This is a genomic window from Bradyrhizobium sp. UFLA05-153 (assembly GCF_054185185.1).
The window spans coordinates 84,440-102,335 of record NZ_JBBIAM010000026.1; the positions used below are offsets into that span (position 1 = coordinate 84,440).

Below are 17,896 nucleotides of genomic sequence, written 5' to 3' on the forward strand. Positions count from 1 at the left end.
GAGGACAAACTGCAATCAGATCCTCGCCGCTGCGGTCGTCGTCCAGGGATCCGGCCTCCCTCACGACCTCAAGACAACCGTTCCGCGAAATCCCGCGCGAATCTTTTGCTTGGCGGGCCGCCAAAAATCGGCAATGTGAGGCCATGACCGAGCAAACCGAACAATCCGAGGCGGCGAAAGCGGGCGCGATCATCGTTCCCGTGACGCTGTTCGAGCAGAACTGCACCATCATCTGGGACGAGCCCAGCAAGAAGGCCGTGGTGATCGATCCCGGCGGGGACGTTCCAAAGATCCTGGACGCGATCAGCAAAACCGGCGTGACCGTGGAGAAGATCTGGCTGACGCACGGCCATATCGATCACGTCGGCGGCGCCGCCGACCTGCGCGACGCGCTGAAGGTGCCGATCGAAGGGCCGCACGCCGCCGACAAGTTCCTGCTCGACAATGTGGTCGAGAGCGGCGCGCGCTTCGGCATGACCGGCGTGCGCAATTTCGCGCCGGACCGCTGGCTGGAGGAAGGCGACACCGTCTCGATCGGCGACCTCTCCTTCGACATCCTGCACTGCCCCGGCCACTCGCCCGGCAGCGTCGTCTTCTTCAACAAGGAGCTGCGCTTTGCCCATGTCGGCGACGTGCTGTTCGCGGGTTCAGTCGGCCGCACGGACCTGCCCGGCGGCAATCACGCGACGCTGATCAACTCGATCAAGACGAAGCTCCTGCCGCTCGGCGACGACGTCGGCTTCATCTGCGGCCATGGCGCGGGCTCGCGCATCGGCCATGAGCGGATGACCAATCCGTTCATCACCGGCGAGATGTAGAGCATGATGAGCTAAACTACGAAGCGGTCGTTCACCTCTCCCCAGCGGGGAGAGGTGAACCGAATCCGCGGCTCGCACCGATTCGACCAAATCCATCACGCTCCAAGCTTTATTCGGCTGCATCCGCGAGCGCCGCCGGCTCGCTCAAATTCCGCTCGCCCCAGTCGCGGATTGCGGCAATCACGGGCACGAAGCTCTTGCCCTTGCGGGTCAGGCGGTATTCGACCTTCGGCGGCACCACGCCGAAATCCCGGCGGTCGATCAGCCCGCTCTCGGTGAGCGCCTTCAATTCGCGGCTGAGCACGCGCGGGGTGATCTCGGCGCTGCCCGCGGCACCTCGCAGCAGGCCGCTCCTGATTTCGCCATAGCGGCGCGGACCGTCCTTCAGATCCCAGACGATCCTGAGCTTGTACTTGCCTGCGATCATCTTCTGGAAGGCTGCGACCGGGCAGCTCCTTAAGGCCGATCTCGCTTTCGCCATCTCGTCACCTCCATCGCATCGCGGGGATTGAGGATAGGAGGGACGCGAAAAAAGTCCATACTATCAATTTTGTCCATACTTGCAGAACTGCTCCCAAGGCGCAGATGATGGCGCACATGACGAAGGGAGCGTCACATGAAGCACTTCATGATCAAGTACCAGTTCAGGAACGGCACGACGGAAGCCTGGCACCAGGAGATCGGCCGCTTCATCAAGGCGATCAACGCGGATCCGGAGCTCAAGGGCCGGATCGGCTATCGCTGCATGAAGAACCGCGACGACAACAGCTATTTCCACCTCGCCAGCGTCACCGACGAGGCCGCGCAGAAGACGCTGCAATCGCGCGACTTCTTCAAGCACTATACCGAGATGACGCGACAGGTCGCCGGCGGCGAGGTGACAGTGACGCCGATCGAGGTGATCGACGCCACCGCAGCCTGATCTACTTCATCAGCCCCGCGGCCGTCAGCGCGCGCGTGATGACGGCGCTGATGTCGAGGCCGCGCCTGGCCTTCTTGCTGGGCTTGGCCTTGAGCTTGGCATTTCCATGCGGCTCGGCGACGGCGGTGCGGATCGACCTCGCAAGATGCGGCGCGGGCGACAGGGCCGGCACCGGCTTTGCCGCCGCGGTCGGCTTCTGCTCCGGCGCGGGGCTGCGGATCCAGTCGGTCAGGGCGAAGAATTTTGCGATGTGGTACGACGAGGAGATGCCCGCTTCGATCAGGAAGGCGCCTTCCACGCCGTAGCGATGATCGTTGTCGGCGACGCCGAGCGGGGTGCCGTGCGCCATATCGGTGATGGCGAAGGATTCGACGATGGTCTCGCCGTCCGCATTCCACCAGGCCTGGCGCGGATAGCCGTCGACGACGGTCTCCGCCATCGGCGCCAGCGGCAGGTCGTGCAGGTCGAGCCACTGCTTGACGATCTCATCGGCATTGCCGGGATTGACGGTGCGATCGGCACTGCCGTGCCACACCGAGATTTTCGGCCAGGGACCGCGATGGTCGGACGCCTTGCGCACGAGATCGCCGAGCTCGCGCGCGGGACGCTCGGGCGAATGAAACATGCCATCGAGTGCCTGGCGCAGGTTCGACGCCACGCCATAAGGCAGCCCCGCGATGACCGCGCCGGCTGCGAAAACCTCCGGATAGGTTGCGAGCATCACCGAGGTCATGCCGCCGCCGGCCGATAGGCCGGTGATGAAGATGCGGCGCGCATCGATGCCGTGCGTCGTGACCATGTGCGCGATCATCTCGCGGATCGAGCAGGCCTCGCCGCTGTCGCGCGTGGTGTCTTCCGGATTGAACCAGTTGAAGCAGGCGTTGGCGTTGTTGACGAGCTGCTGCTCCGGCATCAGCAGCGCGAAGCCGTAATGCTTTGCAAGCGTCGACCATCCCGCGCCGAGATCGTAGCCAGCCGCGGACTGGCCGCAACCATGCAGCACGACGACGAGCGCGCGCACCTGCTGCAATTGCGCCGGCACGTACGCGAACATGCGCAGGTTTCCGGGATTAGAGCCGAATCCGGTGATCTCCGTCAGCGGACTGTGCTGGCCCGCGCCGCGCAAGTTTTCGGCAAAGCGCAGACCGTCCAGCTTTGGCAGACGTCTTAACAGATCGACATTCCTGGTTAACGACACCGACAGCTCCTGATGGGGCGACTTCCAACGTCACCCCAAAACAGATAGTTGCTGCGTCGCAAAATAAAAAGTCTGTGTGTCGTCAATCCCCGTGAATTAACGGGCAATTCGACAGCGCAATCGACAATGTTGCCTAGAGTTCATGCGGACACGCGGCGCATCCATGTCAGAAATGCGACGCAGATCACGATTAACGTCGCAAACGAGGCGAGTGCGACGAGAAATGCTGCGCGCGCCGATTGCAACGATTCGCTCGCGAAGAAGACTGCGCCGGCCGTGAGATCGCAGCGACGGCTGGCGCAAAATTCCGGCTGCCGGCAAGCAGCGCTCATTTGCGCGACAACCATGACGTCTGCGCGGCCTCGAAGGATTGCGTCGGCTCGGGCCGAGCCGTAGGTTGACCGAAAGCCTGCAACAACAAGCCGGACAGAAACCCATGGCGCGCCTGAAATTCGGAGCCTTTCTTGCCCCGCATCACCCGATCGGGGAGCATCCGATGCTCCAGTTCCGGCGCGATCTCGACCTGGTCGAGCAGCTGGATAGCCTCGGCTATGACGAGTTCTGGTGCGGCGAGCATCATTCCTCCGGCTGGGAGATGATCGCTTCGCCCGAGATGTTCTTGGCCGCGGCCGGCGAGCGCACCAAGCGCATCAAGCTCGGCACCGGCGTCGTGTCGCTGCCCTATCACCATCCGTTCAACGTCGCCCAGCGCATGGTGCAGCTCGACCACATGACCGGCGGCCGCGCGATCTTCGGGTCCGGTCCGGGCGCGCTCGCCTCCGACGCGCATACGCTCGGCATCGACCCGATGACGCAGCGCGACCGCCAGGACGAGGCGATCGCGATCATCCGCCGCCTCTTCAACGGCGAGCGCGTCACCGCCAAGAGCGACTGGTTCACAATGAACGACGCCGCGCTTCAGCTCCTCCCGCTCCAGGAGGAGATGCCGTTCGTGGTCGCCTCGCAGATCTCGCCGTCGGGCATGACGCTCGCCGGAAAATACGGCATCGGCATCATCTCGCTGGGCTCGATGACGACGCAGGGCCTGATGTCGCTGCGGCAACAATGGGAATTTGCCGAGGATGCCGCCAGGAAGCACGGCACCACGGTCAACCGCGCCGACTGGCGTGTGCTGCTCACCTGGCACATCGCCGAGACCCGCGAGCAGGCGCGCCGCGAGGCCGGCGCCGGGCTGATGCGCTGGCACAACGAATATAATGTCGGCACGCTGCAGCGGCCGGGCCTCACCGCGTTCTCCTCGCCCGACGAAGCCGTGGACAAGACCGCCTTCGTCGATGGCGCGGCCTCCACCATCGGCACGCCCGATGATCTCGTCAAAACCATCAAGAACGTGATGGAGGTGTCCGGCGGTGTCGGCGCCATCATCGGCTTCGTGCACGACTGGGCCAATCCGGAAGCCACGCGCCGGAGCTGGGACATGGTCGCGCGCTATGTGGTGCCCGAGATCAACGGCTATATCGACGGGCTTCGCAGGTCGCAAAAATTCGTGATCGAGAACCGCGCGATCTTCGAGCGGGCGGGACAGGCGGTGATGGCCAAGATCATGGAGAACGAGAAGGCCGCCGAGGCCTTGAAGCAGACCGGCCCCGGCCGCGTCGCGATACCCGCCGTCAACGCACCGGATTTACAGAAGGAAGCTGCGAAACGGCAGGCCTAGGGTCTACATCGCGACATTCGCCTGGGAATGCCGTCACATCATTTCCGCGCCAACTGTGCTATGCTGTCGACGTCAGCCGGGTCGTGGTCGCGCGATCCGGTTCGGTCAACAACCGGGAGCCAACGCCATGTCGATGCAGAGTGTGGCCTCGCCTGCGATCAGCTGGACCGCACCGAAGCGCAACGAGCTCACGCACATTCCGGGCGACGAGGGCTGGCCGATCATCGGCAAGACGTTCCAGGTGTTGGCCGATCCCAAGGGCCACATCGAGGCGGCCGGCGCAAAATATGGCCCGGTCTATCGCACCCACATTTTCGGCGAGACCAACGTCGTGCTGCTCGGGCCCGAAGCGAACGAGCTCGTGCTGTTCGACCAGCACAAGCTGTTCTCCTCGACCCATGGCTGGAACAAGGTGCTCGGCCTGTTGTTTCCGCGCGGCCTGATGCTTCTCGATTTCGACGAGCACCGCCTGCACCGCAAGGCTCTGTCGGTCGCCTTCAAGTCCGGGCCGATGAAGTCCTATCTCACCGATCTCGACAAGGGCATCGCGGCGCGCGTCGCACAGTGGAAGGCAAAACCGGGCGTGATGCAGCTTTATCCAGCGATGAAGCAACTCACGCTCGATCTCGCCGCGACGTCTTTCCTCGGCGCCGATATCGGGCCGGAGGTCGCCGAGATCAATCGCGCCTTCGTCGACATGGTGGCGGCCGCCGTCACCCCGATCCGTCGTCCGCTCCCGGGCACGCAGATGGCGCGCGGCGTCAACGGCCGCAAGCGCATCGTCGCCTATTTCAGGGAGCAGATTCCGCTGCGCCGCGCTAAGCAAGGCGGCGAGGACCTGTTCTCGCAACTCTGCCACGCCACCCATGAGGACGGCGCGCTGCTCTCCGAGCAGGACATCATCGACCATATGAGCTTCTTGATGATGGCCGCGCACGACACGCTGACCTCGTCGCTGACGTCGTTCATCGGCGAGCTCGCGGCCCATCCGGATTGGCAAGGCAGGCTGCGCGACGAGGTTGCGGCGCTAGAACTGTCTGCCGATTCGCCGACGAACTTTGACGATCTTGAAAAGATGCCGCTGTCGGAGATGGCATTCAAGGAGGCGCTGCGGATCAAGCCGCCGGTGCCGTCGATGCCGCGCCGTGCGATGCGCGACTTCACATTCAAGGGGTTTACGATTCCGGCCGGCACGGCGGTCGGCGTCAATCCGCTCTACACCCATCACATGAAGGACATCTGGCCGGAGCCGGACCGTTTCGATCCCAAGCGCTTCACCGAGGAGGCACAGCGCAACCGCCACCGCTTCGCCTGGATCCCGTTTGGCGGCGGCGCGCATATGTGCCTCGGCCTGCACTTCGCCTACATGCAGGCGAAATGCTTTGCGCGGCACTTCTTGCAGAATCTCGAGGTATCGCTGGAGCCCGGCTACAAGCCGGACTGGCAGATGTGGCCGATCCCCAAGCCGCGCGACGGATTGCGGGTGAACGTGAAGGCGGTGTGAGATCGCAGGGTGGGCAAAGGCGCGGAGCGCCGTGCCCACCACTTTTCGCGGATGGAGAATTGGTGGGCACGCTTCGCTTTGCCCACCTCACGGATTCTTCGCTGTGGTCTGGCCACCTCGCCTTCCGGTATAGCCATCCATCGATCACAATTTTGGCATCTTCGACGATAAAGACTCCCACTGGTCGCTCCAGCCTGCCCGTGGGATGTTCCTGTTTTCGAATGATTTGAGGCCAATAGACCGGCACCGCGCGGCGCTGTCGTTCCAACGGTCAATATCCGAGCCCGCCAATGCCGAGGCAAGCTATGCTTGCGCAGGCGGCCTGTGCATCGCCTTCATTTGCAGCCCGCCTATCGAGCTCGCTTCGCGGTTAAACGGCAGATGGTGAAACTGGTCGACGAATTCCGGAAGGGCTGGCTCGGCATCTCGCCGCCTTCGCTGGCGCTCAGCGTCGGCTTTGCGACGATCTGTCTCGTGCTCGCGACGCTGGTGCGCTGGGGCCTCGCCCAGGTACGGCCGGACATCTTCTTCACGCCGTATTTTCCGGCCGTGTTCTTTGCCGCTGCATTCGGTGGCCTGCGCATCGGCGTCATCACCGCGCTGATCGGCGGCGTGCTCGGCGTCAGCCTGAATTTCGGCGACGCCCATGCCGACACCGCGCGCTTCGTCCTGCTCGTGCTGTACTGGGCCGTCACCGCGCTCACGATCTGGGGCGTCGAGCACTACCGCTCGCTTCTGATCGAGCAGCGGCGGATCTCCAAGCGCCTGATCGAGGAAGAGGAGTATCGCAAGCTCCTGGTCGATGAATTGCAGCACCGGCTCAAGAACAAGCTCTCGACCGTACATGCGGTGCTGCATCAGGTGCTGCATGACCAGCCGCAGGTCTGGGCCCGCATCGATCCGCGGCTGCGGTCGCTGGCGGCAACCGACGATCTGATCGCGCGGGTCGACAATTCCGGTTGCGACATCCGCGACCTCCTGATCTCCGAGCTCGGTCCTTACGGCCATGTCCGCTTCACGCTGAACGGCGAGCGGCTCTTCCTGCCGGCGAAGCTCGCGGTCACGCTGTCACTGATGTTTCACGAGCTCGCCACCAACGCGAGCAAATACGGCGCCTTCTCCGCCTTGCGCGGCCTGCTGATGGTGTCGTGGACCGTCTCCGACGACCGCCTCACCATCACCTGGGACGAAACCGAAGGACCCAGCGTCGATAAGGTCTCGGCGCCTGGCTTCGGCACAAAATTGTTGAAATCGGCGCTCGTCGCCTTCGACGGCAAGACCGAGATCTCATACCTGAAGAGCGGCGTTCATTGCATCATGCAATGTCGCATTCCCAAATCCTGACACTTTGACGGCAAAGCGAAAGCGGGCCGCGCGCATCCCCCGCAGTTTCGCAAGTGGCGTTGACGCTCTGTTAATGACGATCGGCGCCGCTCGCGCCGGCGCGACAAGTTGCGGCGAACCATTCCCGAATTTCTGTGTATCCCTTAACCAAACCTAAGAGGGACTTCGGCAAGATCGCACCATTACAAAGGCGCGCCTGAACAACAAGATTCATGAATTCTATGAACGACAGCAAATACTCCGGCGCGACTGATGCCGAGCTCGGATTTCTCAAGGAAATCGTTAGAATGCTGCCTGCCGGCGTGACCGTGCAGGATGCGCGCGGCGACCTCATTCTGGTTAACGATGCCGCTGCCCGCCATCTCGGCATGGATGGCAGCCGGCCGGCGCCGGACCTGGCGCAGCGCCACGAAGCCTGCCAACAGGCGATGCGGGCAGGCCAGCCCGTGGTGGCCGAGGAATCCCTCCACGATGGCACTGCGCGCCAGGTCCTGCTCACCACCCATCGCCCGATCCGCCTTGCCGGCCGCGATCTCCTCATCTCCGCCTCCTCCGACATCACCGAGCAGAAGAATTTCGAGGACCAGCTGTTTCGCTCGGCCTATTTCGACGAGCTCACCGGCCTGCCCTCCCGGCGCGTGATCGAGCATAGCGTCAACAGCATTTTGGGGCGCGAGCGCAACGGCGAGCGTTTTGCACTCGCCTTTCTCGACGTCGACAATTTCAAGCACATCAACGATTACTACGGCCATTCGGTCGGCGATGCGCTGCTGGTCGAGCTATCGAAGCGGCTCGGCCGCGACCTGCGCGAGACCGACATGCTGTCGCGGATCTCGGGCGACGAATTCCTGCTGCTGCTCTCGCCGATCAAGAGCGAAGAGGAGGTCGCCGAATTCATCCAGGCGACGCTGAAGCGCCTGACCGCGCCCTTCTTCATCGACTCCTCCGAGATCTTCGCTTCCACCTCGGTCGGCGTCAGCCTCTATCCCGATCACGGCCGCTCCTTCGAGGTGCTGCGCCAGAACGCCGACATCGCGATGTACCGCATCAAGAACCAGGGCAAGGGTTCTGCTGCGTTCTTCGACTCCGGCATGGAGCGCGAGGCGCTCGCGCGCATGAAGATCGAGCAGTCGCTGCGGCTCGCCATCCTCGAGAAGCGTTTCTGCTGCGCGTTCCAGTCCAAGGTCGACATCAGGACCCAGGCCGTGAAGGGCATCGAGGCCTTGGTGCGCCTGCGCGACGATGAGGGCGTGATCCAGGCACCGGGCTCGTTCATCAACCTCGCGGTCGAGCTCGGGCTCATCGACGAGCTCACCCATCTCGTGCTGGCCGAGATCGTGAGGTCGATCGACCTGATCAACGACACCTTTGGCGCCGAAGCGAGCATCAGCATCAACGTCGCCGCCAAGCAGGCCGGCAATCCCGAGTTCATGCGCTCTTTTGCGCAAGCGCTGGACGAGACCGGCTTCCCGAAACGCTTCATGATCGAAGTGACGGAAGATGCCTTCGTCGCCACGAATCTTTTTCAGTCCGAAATCCTGCCGATGTTCCGCAAGCTCGGCGTCGGTATCTCCATCGACGATTTCGGCATCGGCTTTTCCTCGCTCTCGGCGCTCGCCGACATCACGGCCGACGAAATCAAGATCGACCGTTCCTTCATCACCGACATCCATAAGCGCCCGCGCAGCCAGGGCATCTTGCGCGCGATCGAATCCTTGAGCGAAGCGCTGGGCATGACGGTCATCGCCGAAGGCCTCGAATCCTATGAGGAGCTGGCCTATCTCCAGGCCGCGACCAAGATCCGCTATGCGCAGGGCTATTATTTCGCCCGGCCGGTCTTCCTGGAAGAGCTGAAGCTCGCAACCCCCGCGGCCAGCGAAGCGCGCGTCAGCATCGCCAGCCGCCCGATGCAGCAGAACCGGCAGGGCTATTCACGGGCGGGTGGATACCGGCGGTAGGCCCTGAAGCGGCCCAACCACCTCGAGGTCGTCCTGGCGAAAGCCAGGACCCATTACCCCAGGGAGTGGTTGTGGCGCGAAGTCGGTGACCACGAGTCTTCGCCAAACTACTCCCTGGGGTAATGGGTCCTGGATCTGCGCTGCGCTTGTCCAGGACGACGTGCTGGGGATCGACCATCCTTACAAGCAGCGAATTCTCCCTTTGAAATTGCTGGCCTTTTGCTAAGAAGCAGGCGAACGTCCGGGCTTGCCTCGCTTGGCAGCCACCGAGGTACGCCATGTCCGCTCCCTCCTCCGTCGTCAGCGATCCCGCCTATATTCGCGCCCGCGCCATGGAGACGCTGTTCGAGCGGCTGGAGCATCTTTGCGAGGGCGCCATTGCGATCGATCGCAACGGGCGGGTGGTCTACGTCAACGAGAAATACGTCACCGCGATCGGCCTCTCGCACGAGTCCGAGGCGCTGGGACGTCCGATCGAGGAGATCATTCCCAACAGCCTGATGCGGCGGGTGGTGGAGACCGGGGAGCCGATCATCCTCGACATCATGGAGCTCGGCGGCGAGCAGCTCGTCGTCACCCGCATGCCGATCGAGGACGAGCGCGGAAACATCATCGGCGCTATCGGCTTCGTGCTCTATGACCGCCTCGAAGGCCTGAAGCCGCTGCTCGCGCGCGTCACCCAGCTCGAAAGCGATCTGCGGCTGGCGCGGCGGCAATTGTCGCACGCACGTGCCGCGCGCTTCACTTTTGCCGATTACGTCGGTGCGACGCCAGGGATCGCGCAGGCCAAGGAACTGGCGGCGCGCGCCGCGCGGCAGAACGTCACCGTGCTGCTGACCGGCGAGACCGGAACGGGCAAGGAGATGCTGGCGCAGGCCATTCACAACGCCTCTTCCCGCGCCGAAAAGCCGTTCGTCAGCGTCAACGTCGCCGCGATTCCCGACACGCTGATCGAGTCGGAATTTTTCGGCACTGCGCCGGGCGCCTATACCGGGGCCGACCGCAAGGGCCGCGAGGGAAAATTCCGCATCGCCGATGGCGGCACGCTGTTCCTCGACGAGATCGGCGAGATGCCGCTCCAGCTCCAGGCCAAGCTGCTCCGCGTGTTGCAGGAGCGCGAGATCGAGCCGCTCGGCTCCGACAAAGTTACCAAGATCGACGTGCGCGTGGTCGCCGCCACCAATGTCGATTTGCACAAGCGCGTCAGCGAGGGCGCCTTTCGCGCCGATCTCTATTACCGGCTCAACGTGCTCTCGATCGGCCTACCCCCCTTGCGCGACTGTCTCGACGATCTCCCCGACATCTGCGCGCGGCTGCTCGAGGACATCAGTGCCACCGGCGACTACGTCAATGCCAGGATCACGCCGAGCGCGCTCGCAAGCCTTGCCCGCTACAACTGGCCCGGCAACGTCCGCGAGCTCCGCAACATTCTGGAGCGGGCGCTGATCCTGAGCGATTCGGGACGGCTGACCGGCGAGGATTTTGCTCGCATCCTTCCCGTCGGCGCCGACACCAGACCCGTGGCGCAGGCCCGGACCGGCGGCACCGTCATTCCCTATGCCGAAGCCGAAGCCGAGTTCGAGAAGCACACGCTCGAACAGGCGCTCGCCGCCAGCAACGGCCAGATCTCGGAAGCGGCCAAGATGCTCCAGATCTCGCGTGCGACCTTCTACAAGAAGCTCGCCAAGTTCGGCCTCGCCTCAGGGCCGGCCTCCGTCTGAGTTTCGAGACTGAGATTGTCCGGAGTCTCAGACTCCGGACACGACTCGCTGCGCGTTCTTCCTGGCGCAGATGCGCGAATTGCCGCGTTTTCAGCCACTTTGCCCACATCCGCCGCATCTGGCGCGGAGCTTGCTTTTCGCTCTGCACAAAGACGCATGCTGCAAATGCGCGCTTGGCCAAAACAGGGAGAACCCAAGATGAGTGGAGCGATCACAGTCAATCAGCTTCAGGCAAAGCAGCCATCGCACGTCACCGTCGCCACCGCGAGCCTGATCGGCACGGCGATCGAGTGGTACGACTTCTTCCTCTACGGCACCGCCGCCGCGCTGATCTTCAACAAGCTGTTCTTTCCGACCTTCGACCCCATGATGGGCACGCTGCTGGCGTTTGCGACCTATGCGCTCGGCTTCATCGCACGCCCGCTCGGTGGCGTCGTGTTCGGCCACTATGGCGACAAGATCGGCCGCAAGACGATGCTGTATCTGACGCTCTTGATCATGGGTGCTGCGACCGCGGCGATCGGCTTCCTGCCGACCTATGAGACCGCCGGCATCTGGGCCGCGATCCTGCTCGTCGCCTGCCGCCTGATCCAGGGCTTCGGCTTGGGCGGTGAATGGGGCGGCGCCGTGCTGATGGCAGTCGAGCATGCCCCCGAGGACAAGAAGGGCTTTTACGGGAGCTGGCCGCAGCTTGGCGCTCCACTCGGCCTCGTGCTCGGCACGCTGGTGTTCTCGGTCGTCTCCTCGATGCTGACCGACGCGCAGCTCTATGCCTGGGGCTGGCGCATCCCGTTCCTGTTCTCGATCGCGCTGGTGCTGGTCGGCCTGTGGATCCGCTTCACCATCGCGGAATCGCCGGAGTTCCAGAAGGTCAAGGACACCAAGCAGGAAGTGAAGATGCCGATCCTCGAGGCGATCCGGATGTATCCAAAGAACATCCTGCTCGCGATGGGCGCGCGCTTCGCCGAGAACGGATTCTTCTACATCTATGCCACCTTCGTGCTCGCCTATGCGACACAATCGCTCGGCATGAACAAGCAGGACATGCTGAACGGCGTTTTGATCGCGGCCGCGATCGAGACCTTCACGATCCCTGCGTTCGGCGCGCTCTCCGACCGCGTCGGGCGGCGGCCGATCTACATCTTCGGCGCGGTCTTTTCCGCACTGATGTCGTTCCCGCTGTTCATGCTGCTGTCGACCAAGGAACCGCACCTGGCCTGGATCGCGATCGTGCTGGGCCTCGCCGTCGGACATGCTGCGATGTATGGCCCGCAGGCGAGCTTCCTGTCCGAGCTGTTCGGCACCAAGGTGCGCTATAGCGGCGTCTCGCTCGGCTACAACCTCGCCTCGATCTTCGCCGGCGCGCTGTCGCCGCTGATCGCGACCGGCCTGATGACGGCCTATGCGCCGGCAACCTGGCCGATCTCGCTGTACATGATCGCGCTGGCGATCATCACCATCGTGTCGGTCTACTTCGCCACCGAAACACGCAAGATAGTTCAGGCCTGACCGGCCCGACCACGTCTCGCGCCGCGAGGAGCGGCCTGTTCCAGGACTGCTCCTCGCGCTAAGATCGACGCAATAGAACAACAACGGCATGCGGTCCAGGGATCGGGAGGAACGCCGTGAGCCAGCACCCAGCTCTGCCTTACCTGCGCAATTCCGAGAAGGGCAAGATCGTCACGGCGGCGGAAGCCGTCATGCTGATCCGCGACGGCGACACGGTCGCCACCGGCGGCTTCGTCGGCATCGGCTTTGCCGAGGAGATCGCGATGGCGCTCGAGGAGCTCTACCTCTCCAACGAGGGCGATGCGCCCTATACGCAAGGCAAGCCGCACAATCTGACGCTGGTCTATGCGGCGGGCCAGGGCGACGGCAAGCACCGCGGTCTCAACCATTTCGCGCATGAGGGCCTGGTCCGGCGCGTGATCGGCGGGCATTGGGGCCTTGCACCGAAATTGCAGCAGCTCGCGATCGCCAACCAGATCGAGGCCTATAATCTGCCGCAGGGCGTGATCACGCATCTTTTCCGCGACATCGCCGCGCACCGGCCCGGCCACATCACCCGCGTCGGCATGGGCACCTTCGTCGACCCCCGCAACGGTGGCGGCAAGCTGAACGCACGCACCACCGAGGACATGGTGGAGCTGATCAAGATCGGCGGCGAAGAATGCCTGCTCTACCGGACGTTCCCGATCAATGTCGGGATCATCCGCGCCACCACCGGCGATCCCGACGGCAACCTCACCATGGAGAAGGAAGCGCTGACGCTGGAAGCGCTCACCATTGCCATGGCCGCGCATAATTCCGGCGGCATCGTCATCGCCCAGGTCGAGCGCGTCGCCGAGAGCGGCAGCCTCAATCCGCGCCAGGTCAAGATTCCCGGAATCCTCGTCGACTGCGTCGTGGTGGCGAAGCCCGAGCATCACTGGCAGACGTTTGGCACGCAGTATAACCCCGCTTTTTCGAGCGAGATCAGGGTGCGTGCAGCATCCCTGCCCGTGATGCCGATGAGCGAGCGCAAGATCATCGCCCGCCGCGCCGCGTTCGAACTCAAGGCCAACAGCGTCGTCAATCTCGGCATCGGCATGCCCGAGGGAATCGCATCGGTCGCCAATGAGGAGCGCATCATCGACCTCATCACGCTGACGGCGGAACCCGGCGTGATCGGCGGCATCCCCGCGAGCGGCATCGACTTTGGCGCGGCCATCAATACGCAGGCCGTGATCGACCAGCCGTATCAGTTCGACTTCTACGACGGCGGCGGACTCGATGCGGCCTTCCTCGGCCTCGCGCAGGTCGATCGTGCCGGCAACCTCAACGTCAGCAAGTTCGGGCCGAAGCTTGCGGGCGCCGGCGGCTTCATCAATATCAGCCAGAACGCCAAGGAGGTGGTGTTCGTCGGCACCTTCGGCGCGGGCAAGCAGAACATCGCGGTCAGCGACGGCAAGCTGTCGATCGTCGAAGAAGCGAAGTCACGCAAGTTCGTCGACCATGTCGAGCACGTCACCTTCAGCGGAGCCGTCTCGGCGGCGCGCGGGCAGCGCGTGCTCTATGTCACCGAGCGCTGCGTCTTCAGCTTACGCCCCGACGGCCTCGAGCTCATCGAGGTCGCGCCCGGCATCGATATCGAGCGCGACATCCTGCGCCTGATGGACTTCAAGCCGCTGGTCCCGCGCGACCCCGCCCTGATGGACGCGCGCATCTTCCGTGACGATCTGATGGAGCTGCGCGAACGGCTTCTGACCATCCCGCTCGACCAGCGCTTCACGCTGGACGAGCAGCAGAACATGTTCTTCGTCAATCTGGAACGCTATCCCCTGCGCAGCAAGGCCGATATCGACGCCATCGCGCGCATCGTCGAGGCCAGGCTCGCCCCGCTCGGCCATAGGGTCTACGCCATCGTCAACTACGACAACTTTTCGATCCTGCCCGAGCTGATGGACGATTATTCGGCCATGGTCCGCGGCCTCGTCGACCGCTTCTATTCCGGCGTCTCGCGCTACACGACATCAGGGTTCCTGCGCATCAAGCTCGGCGAGGCGCTGGAAAAACGCGGCGTAGCGCCGCACATCTTCGAGAGCGCCGCCGAGGCGCAGTCGGATATGCGGCAGGTCGAAGGGACTGACGCACGCGATGACGGCGCGTCACGCGGCGCGCGGAAGGCTCAAAAATGATGCAGACCTTGCATGCGCAGGCCCGGGCGGAAGGTTGAATTGCAATGTCCGCCGCGCTGTGCAAATCGCTATTGCCCAACAAAATGGATCAGGAGGGATCATCTTGCGTTTACCAGTCATCATAACAACAACCATAGCAACAACGATTCTTGGCCTCGCCGCGGCCACCACAGCGTGCGCAGATGATCTCAAGGTCGCGCTGATCTACGGCAAGACCGGCCCGCTGGAGGCTTATGCCAAGCAGACCGAGACCGGACTGCAAATGGGTTTTGAATACGCCACCAAGGGCACGATGATGCTCGACGGTCGCAAGATCGTCATCATCACCAAGGACGACCAGGGCAAGCCGGACCTAGCGAAAGCTGCGCTCGCCGAAGCCTATCAGGACGACAAGGTCGACATCGCGATCGGCACGACGTCGTCGGCCGCGGCCCTCGCGATCCTGCCCGTCGCCGAAGAGAACAAGAAGATTTTGATCGTCGAGCCCGCCGTCGCGGATCAGATTACCGGCGAGAAGTGGAATCGCTACATCTTCCGTACCGCGCGCAACTCCTCGCAGGACGCGATCTCCAACGCGGTCGCGATCGGCAAGCAGGGCGTGACCGTTGCAACGCTGGCGCAGGACTACGCCTTCGGCCGTGACGGCGTCGCCGCCTTCAAGGAAGCGCTGGCCAAGACCGGCGCGACCTTAGCTGCCGAAGAATATGCCCCGACCTCGACCACCGACTTCACCGCCGTCGGCCAGCGCCTGTTCGACGCGCTGAAGGACAAGCCGGGCCGCAAGGTGATCTGGGTGATCTGGGCCGGCGCCGGCAATCCGCTGGCAAAGCTCCAGGACATGGATCCGAAGCGTTACGGCATCGAGCTCTCGACCGGCGGCAACATCCTGCCGGCGCTCGCCGCCTACAAGGCGCTGCCGGGCATGGAAGGCGCGACCTATTACTACTACGACATCCCGAAGAACCCGGTGAACGACTGGCTGGTTGCCGAGCACCAGAAGCGCTTCAACGCGCCGCCGGACTTCTTCACCGCGGGCGGCTTTGCCGCGGCGATGTCCGTCGTTGCCGCCGTCACCAAGGCGAAGTCGACCGACACCGAGAAGCTGATCACGGCGATGGAAGGCATGGAGTTCGACACGCCTAAGGGCAAGATGGTGTTCCGGAAAGAAGACCATCAGGCGCTCCAGAGCATGTATCACTTCAAGGTCAAGGTCGATCCGAACGTCGCCTGGGCCATCCTCGAGCCGGTGCGCGAGCTGAAGATCGAGGACATGGACGTTCCGATCCGCAACAAGCGGTGATGCTGTCTTGCTCTCCCCGCGATCTCTCGCGGGGAGAGGACTTTCCGTGAATGATCCGAGAGTTCTCCCGATGGCCCTGACGTTAGAGACGCGCGACCTGACCATCCGCTTTGGCGGCCATGTCGCGGTCAACAATGTGAGCTGCAGCTTCCGCCCGGGCGAGCTCACCGCCATCGTCGGACCGAACGGCGCCGGCAAGACCACCTATTTCAACCTGATCTCGGGCCAGTTGCGCGCGTCGAGCGGCAGCATTTTGTTCGACGGCACCGACATCACCGAGCACTCGGCGCCGCTGCGCACGCGCGCTGGTCTCGGCCGCGCGTTCCAGCTCACCAACCTGTTTCCGAACCTGACGGTGGAAGAGAACGTCCGCCTCGCGGTGCAGGCGGCGAACGGCACGCACTATGACATGCTACGGCCCTGGATGGTGCGGCGCGACATGATCGCGCGCGCAGACGGCATCCTCGACCAGGTCGCGCTCGGCAACCGCCGCGGCGTCACCGCGACCGCGCTCTCGCATGGCGACCAGCGCAAGCTCGAGGTCGCGCTCATGATCGCGCTGGAGCCGAAGGTCTTCATGTTCGACGAGCCGACCGCGGGCATGAGCATCGACGAGGTGCCTGTCGTGCTCAATCTCATTGCGCAACTCAAGCAGGACAGGAGCAAGATCATCCTCCTGGTCGAGCACAAGATGGATGTGGTGCGCTCGCTCGCCGACCGCATCATCGTGCTGCATAACGGCCAGCTCGTCGCCGACGGCCCGCCGGCCGAGGTGATCGCCTCGCCAATCGTGCAGGAAGCCTATCTCGGCGTTGCCCCGAAGAGCGCCGCATGACCGATCTGCTCAAACTCTCCGGCGTGCACACCCATATCGGCCGCTATCACATCCTCCAGGGCATCGACCTCGCGGTCGCCCAGGGGCAGACCACCATGCTGCTCGGCCGCAACGGCGCCGGCAAGACCACGACGCTGCGCACCATCATGGGCTTGTGGCAGGCCTCCAGCGGCGAGATCAGTCTCGCCGGCGAGCGCATCGAAGGCCGCGCCACGCCCGACATCGCCCGGCTGGGCGTCGGCTACGTGCCGGAGAGCATGGCGGTGTTCTCCGACCTCACGGTGAAGGAGAACCTGGTGCTCGCAGCGCGCGACGGTCCGCTCGACGACGCCCAACTCGACTGGATTTTTGGCTTCTTCCCCGCGCTGCGTCGGTTCTGGCTGTCGCGCGCCGGCTCTCTCTCAGGCGGACAGAAGCAGATGCTGTCGATTGCCCGCGCGATCATCGAGCCGCGCAAGCTCTTGCTGATCGACGAACCGACCAAAGGCCTGGCGCCCGCCATCGTCATGGCGCTGATCGAGTGCCTGAAGGAGATCAAGCGCAAGGGCGCGACGATTCTCCTGGTCGAACAGAATTTCTTTGCCGCCCGCGAGCTCGGCGACAGCGTGCTGGTGATGGACAATGGCACCATCGTCCATCGCGGCGAGATGGCGGCGCTCGCCGCCGACGTGCCGCTCCAGGAGCGGTTGCTCGGCCTGAGCCTGGAGGCGCATCAATGACCGACCTTGCCGCAACCGATCCGCTGCCGAAGCCCAAGCGCGACATCGCGCCGATCCTGCTTCCAATTGCGCTCGCGCTGGTCATGATTCCCTTCGTCGGCTCGACCAGCTCCTGGCTGACGCTGACTGTCGCGAGCCTCGCCATGGGCATGATGATCTTCATCATGGCTTCAGGCCTGACGCTGGTGTTCGGCCTGATGGACGTGCTCAATTTCGGCCACG

The 17,896-nt window shown here is 63.7% G+C and carries 14 protein-coding genes and 1 pseudogene; 13 read left to right on the top strand and 2 right to left on the bottom strand.

Annotated features, from left to right (window positions below; translation table 11 throughout):
• Nucleotides 1-143 precede the first annotated feature (143 nt).
• A complete protein-coding gene (locus Q2941_RS17945; protein ID WP_458193297.1) occupies nucleotides 144-818 on the top strand; it encodes an MBL fold metallo-hydrolase in 675 nt (224 codons plus the stop codon).
• 109 nt (nucleotides 819-927) lie between these two features.
• On the opposite strand, the gene Q2941_RS17950 is transcribed toward Q2941_RS17945, so the two are convergent.
• The gene (locus tag Q2941_RS17950) at nucleotides 928-1,299 is read right to left on the bottom strand and encodes a winged helix-turn-helix transcriptional regulator (protein ID WP_254109834.1); all 372 of its coding nucleotides are present in this window, start codon (nucleotides 1,297-1,299) and stop codon (nucleotides 928-930) included.
• A gap of 135 nt (nucleotides 1,300-1,434) precedes the next feature.
• On the opposite strand from Q2941_RS17950, the gene Q2941_RS17955 reads away from it, so the two are divergent.
• The gene (locus Q2941_RS17955; RefSeq protein ID WP_027523981.1) at nucleotides 1,435-1,740 is read left to right on the top strand and encodes a hypothetical protein; all 306 of its coding nucleotides are present in this window, start codon (nucleotides 1,435-1,437) and stop codon (nucleotides 1,738-1,740) included.
• Between the two features lies 1 nt (nucleotide 1,741).
• Here the strand turns inward: Q2941_RS17955 and Q2941_RS17960 are convergent, their stop codons facing one another.
• Complete coding sequence (locus tag Q2941_RS17960; RefSeq protein ID WP_027523980.1) at nucleotides 1,742-2,938, bottom strand: extracellular catalytic domain type 1 short-chain-length polyhydroxyalkanoate depolymerase; 1,197 nt, start codon at nucleotides 2,936-2,938, stop codon at nucleotides 1,742-1,744.
• 436 nt (nucleotides 2,939-3,374) lie between these two features.
• Between Q2941_RS17960 and Q2941_RS17965 the strand changes: the two genes are divergently transcribed.
• From Q2941_RS17965 to Q2941_RS18015, 11 genes and pseudogenes are all read left to right on the top strand, one after another.
• Nucleotides 3,375-4,616: an LLM class flavin-dependent oxidoreductase gene (locus Q2941_RS17965; protein WP_458193298.1), complete on the top strand. Its 1,242-nt coding sequence runs from the start codon at nucleotides 3,375-3,377 to the stop codon at nucleotides 4,614-4,616.
• A gap of 127 nt (nucleotides 4,617-4,743) precedes the next feature.
• The gene (locus Q2941_RS17970) at nucleotides 4,744-6,120 is read left to right on the top strand and encodes a cytochrome P450 (protein ID WP_458193299.1); all 1,377 of its coding nucleotides are present in this window, start codon (nucleotides 4,744-4,746) and stop codon (nucleotides 6,118-6,120) included.
• 381 nt (nucleotides 6,121-6,501) lie between these two features.
• Nucleotides 6,502-7,464: a sensor histidine kinase gene (locus Q2941_RS17975; protein ID WP_027523977.1), complete on the top strand. Its 963-nt coding sequence runs from the start codon at nucleotides 6,502-6,504 to the stop codon at nucleotides 7,462-7,464.
• Between the two features lie 221 nt (nucleotides 7,465-7,685).
• On the top strand, nucleotides 7,686-9,422 hold the full coding sequence (locus Q2941_RS17980; RefSeq protein WP_027523976.1) for a putative bifunctional diguanylate cyclase/phosphodiesterase: 1,737 nt from the start codon (nucleotides 7,686-7,688) through the stop codon (nucleotides 9,420-9,422).
• A 278-nt stretch (nucleotides 9,423-9,700) separates the two neighbouring features.
• The gene (locus tag Q2941_RS17985) at nucleotides 9,701-11,143 is read left to right on the top strand and encodes a sigma-54 interaction domain-containing protein (RefSeq protein ID WP_027523975.1); all 1,443 of its coding nucleotides are present in this window, start codon (nucleotides 9,701-9,703) and stop codon (nucleotides 11,141-11,143) included.
• A gap of 198 nt (nucleotides 11,144-11,341) precedes the next feature.
• The gene (locus tag Q2941_RS17990) at nucleotides 11,342-12,652 is read left to right on the top strand and encodes an MFS transporter (RefSeq protein WP_198031785.1); all 1,311 of its coding nucleotides are present in this window, start codon (nucleotides 11,342-11,344) and stop codon (nucleotides 12,650-12,652) included.
• A 116-nt stretch (nucleotides 12,653-12,768) separates the two neighbouring features.
• Complete coding sequence (locus Q2941_RS17995) at nucleotides 12,769-14,820, top strand: acyl CoA:acetate/3-ketoacid CoA transferase (RefSeq protein WP_027523973.1); 2,052 nt, start codon at nucleotides 12,769-12,771, stop codon at nucleotides 14,818-14,820.
• A gap of 118 nt (nucleotides 14,821-14,938) precedes the next feature.
• A complete protein-coding gene (locus Q2941_RS18000) occupies nucleotides 14,939-16,120 on the top strand; it encodes a substrate-binding domain-containing protein (protein ID WP_156944412.1) in 1,182 nt (393 codons plus the stop codon).
• Between the two features lie 70 nt (nucleotides 16,121-16,190).
• The gene (locus tag Q2941_RS18005; RefSeq protein WP_458193300.1) at nucleotides 16,191-16,955 is read left to right on the top strand and encodes an ABC transporter ATP-binding protein; all 765 of its coding nucleotides are present in this window, start codon (nucleotides 16,191-16,193) and stop codon (nucleotides 16,953-16,955) included.
• Nucleotides 16,952-17,674: an ABC transporter ATP-binding protein gene (locus tag Q2941_RS18010; RefSeq protein WP_027523970.1), complete on the top strand. Its 723-nt coding sequence runs from the start codon at nucleotides 16,952-16,954 to the stop codon at nucleotides 17,672-17,674. The genes Q2941_RS18005 and Q2941_RS18010 overlap by 4 nt, the downstream gene beginning before the upstream one ends.
• Nucleotides 17,671-17,896 (top strand): annotated as a pseudogene (locus Q2941_RS18015) (branched-chain amino acid ABC transporter permease); the annotation flags it as partial. The gene Q2941_RS18010 and the pseudogene Q2941_RS18015, both read left to right, overlap by 4 nt.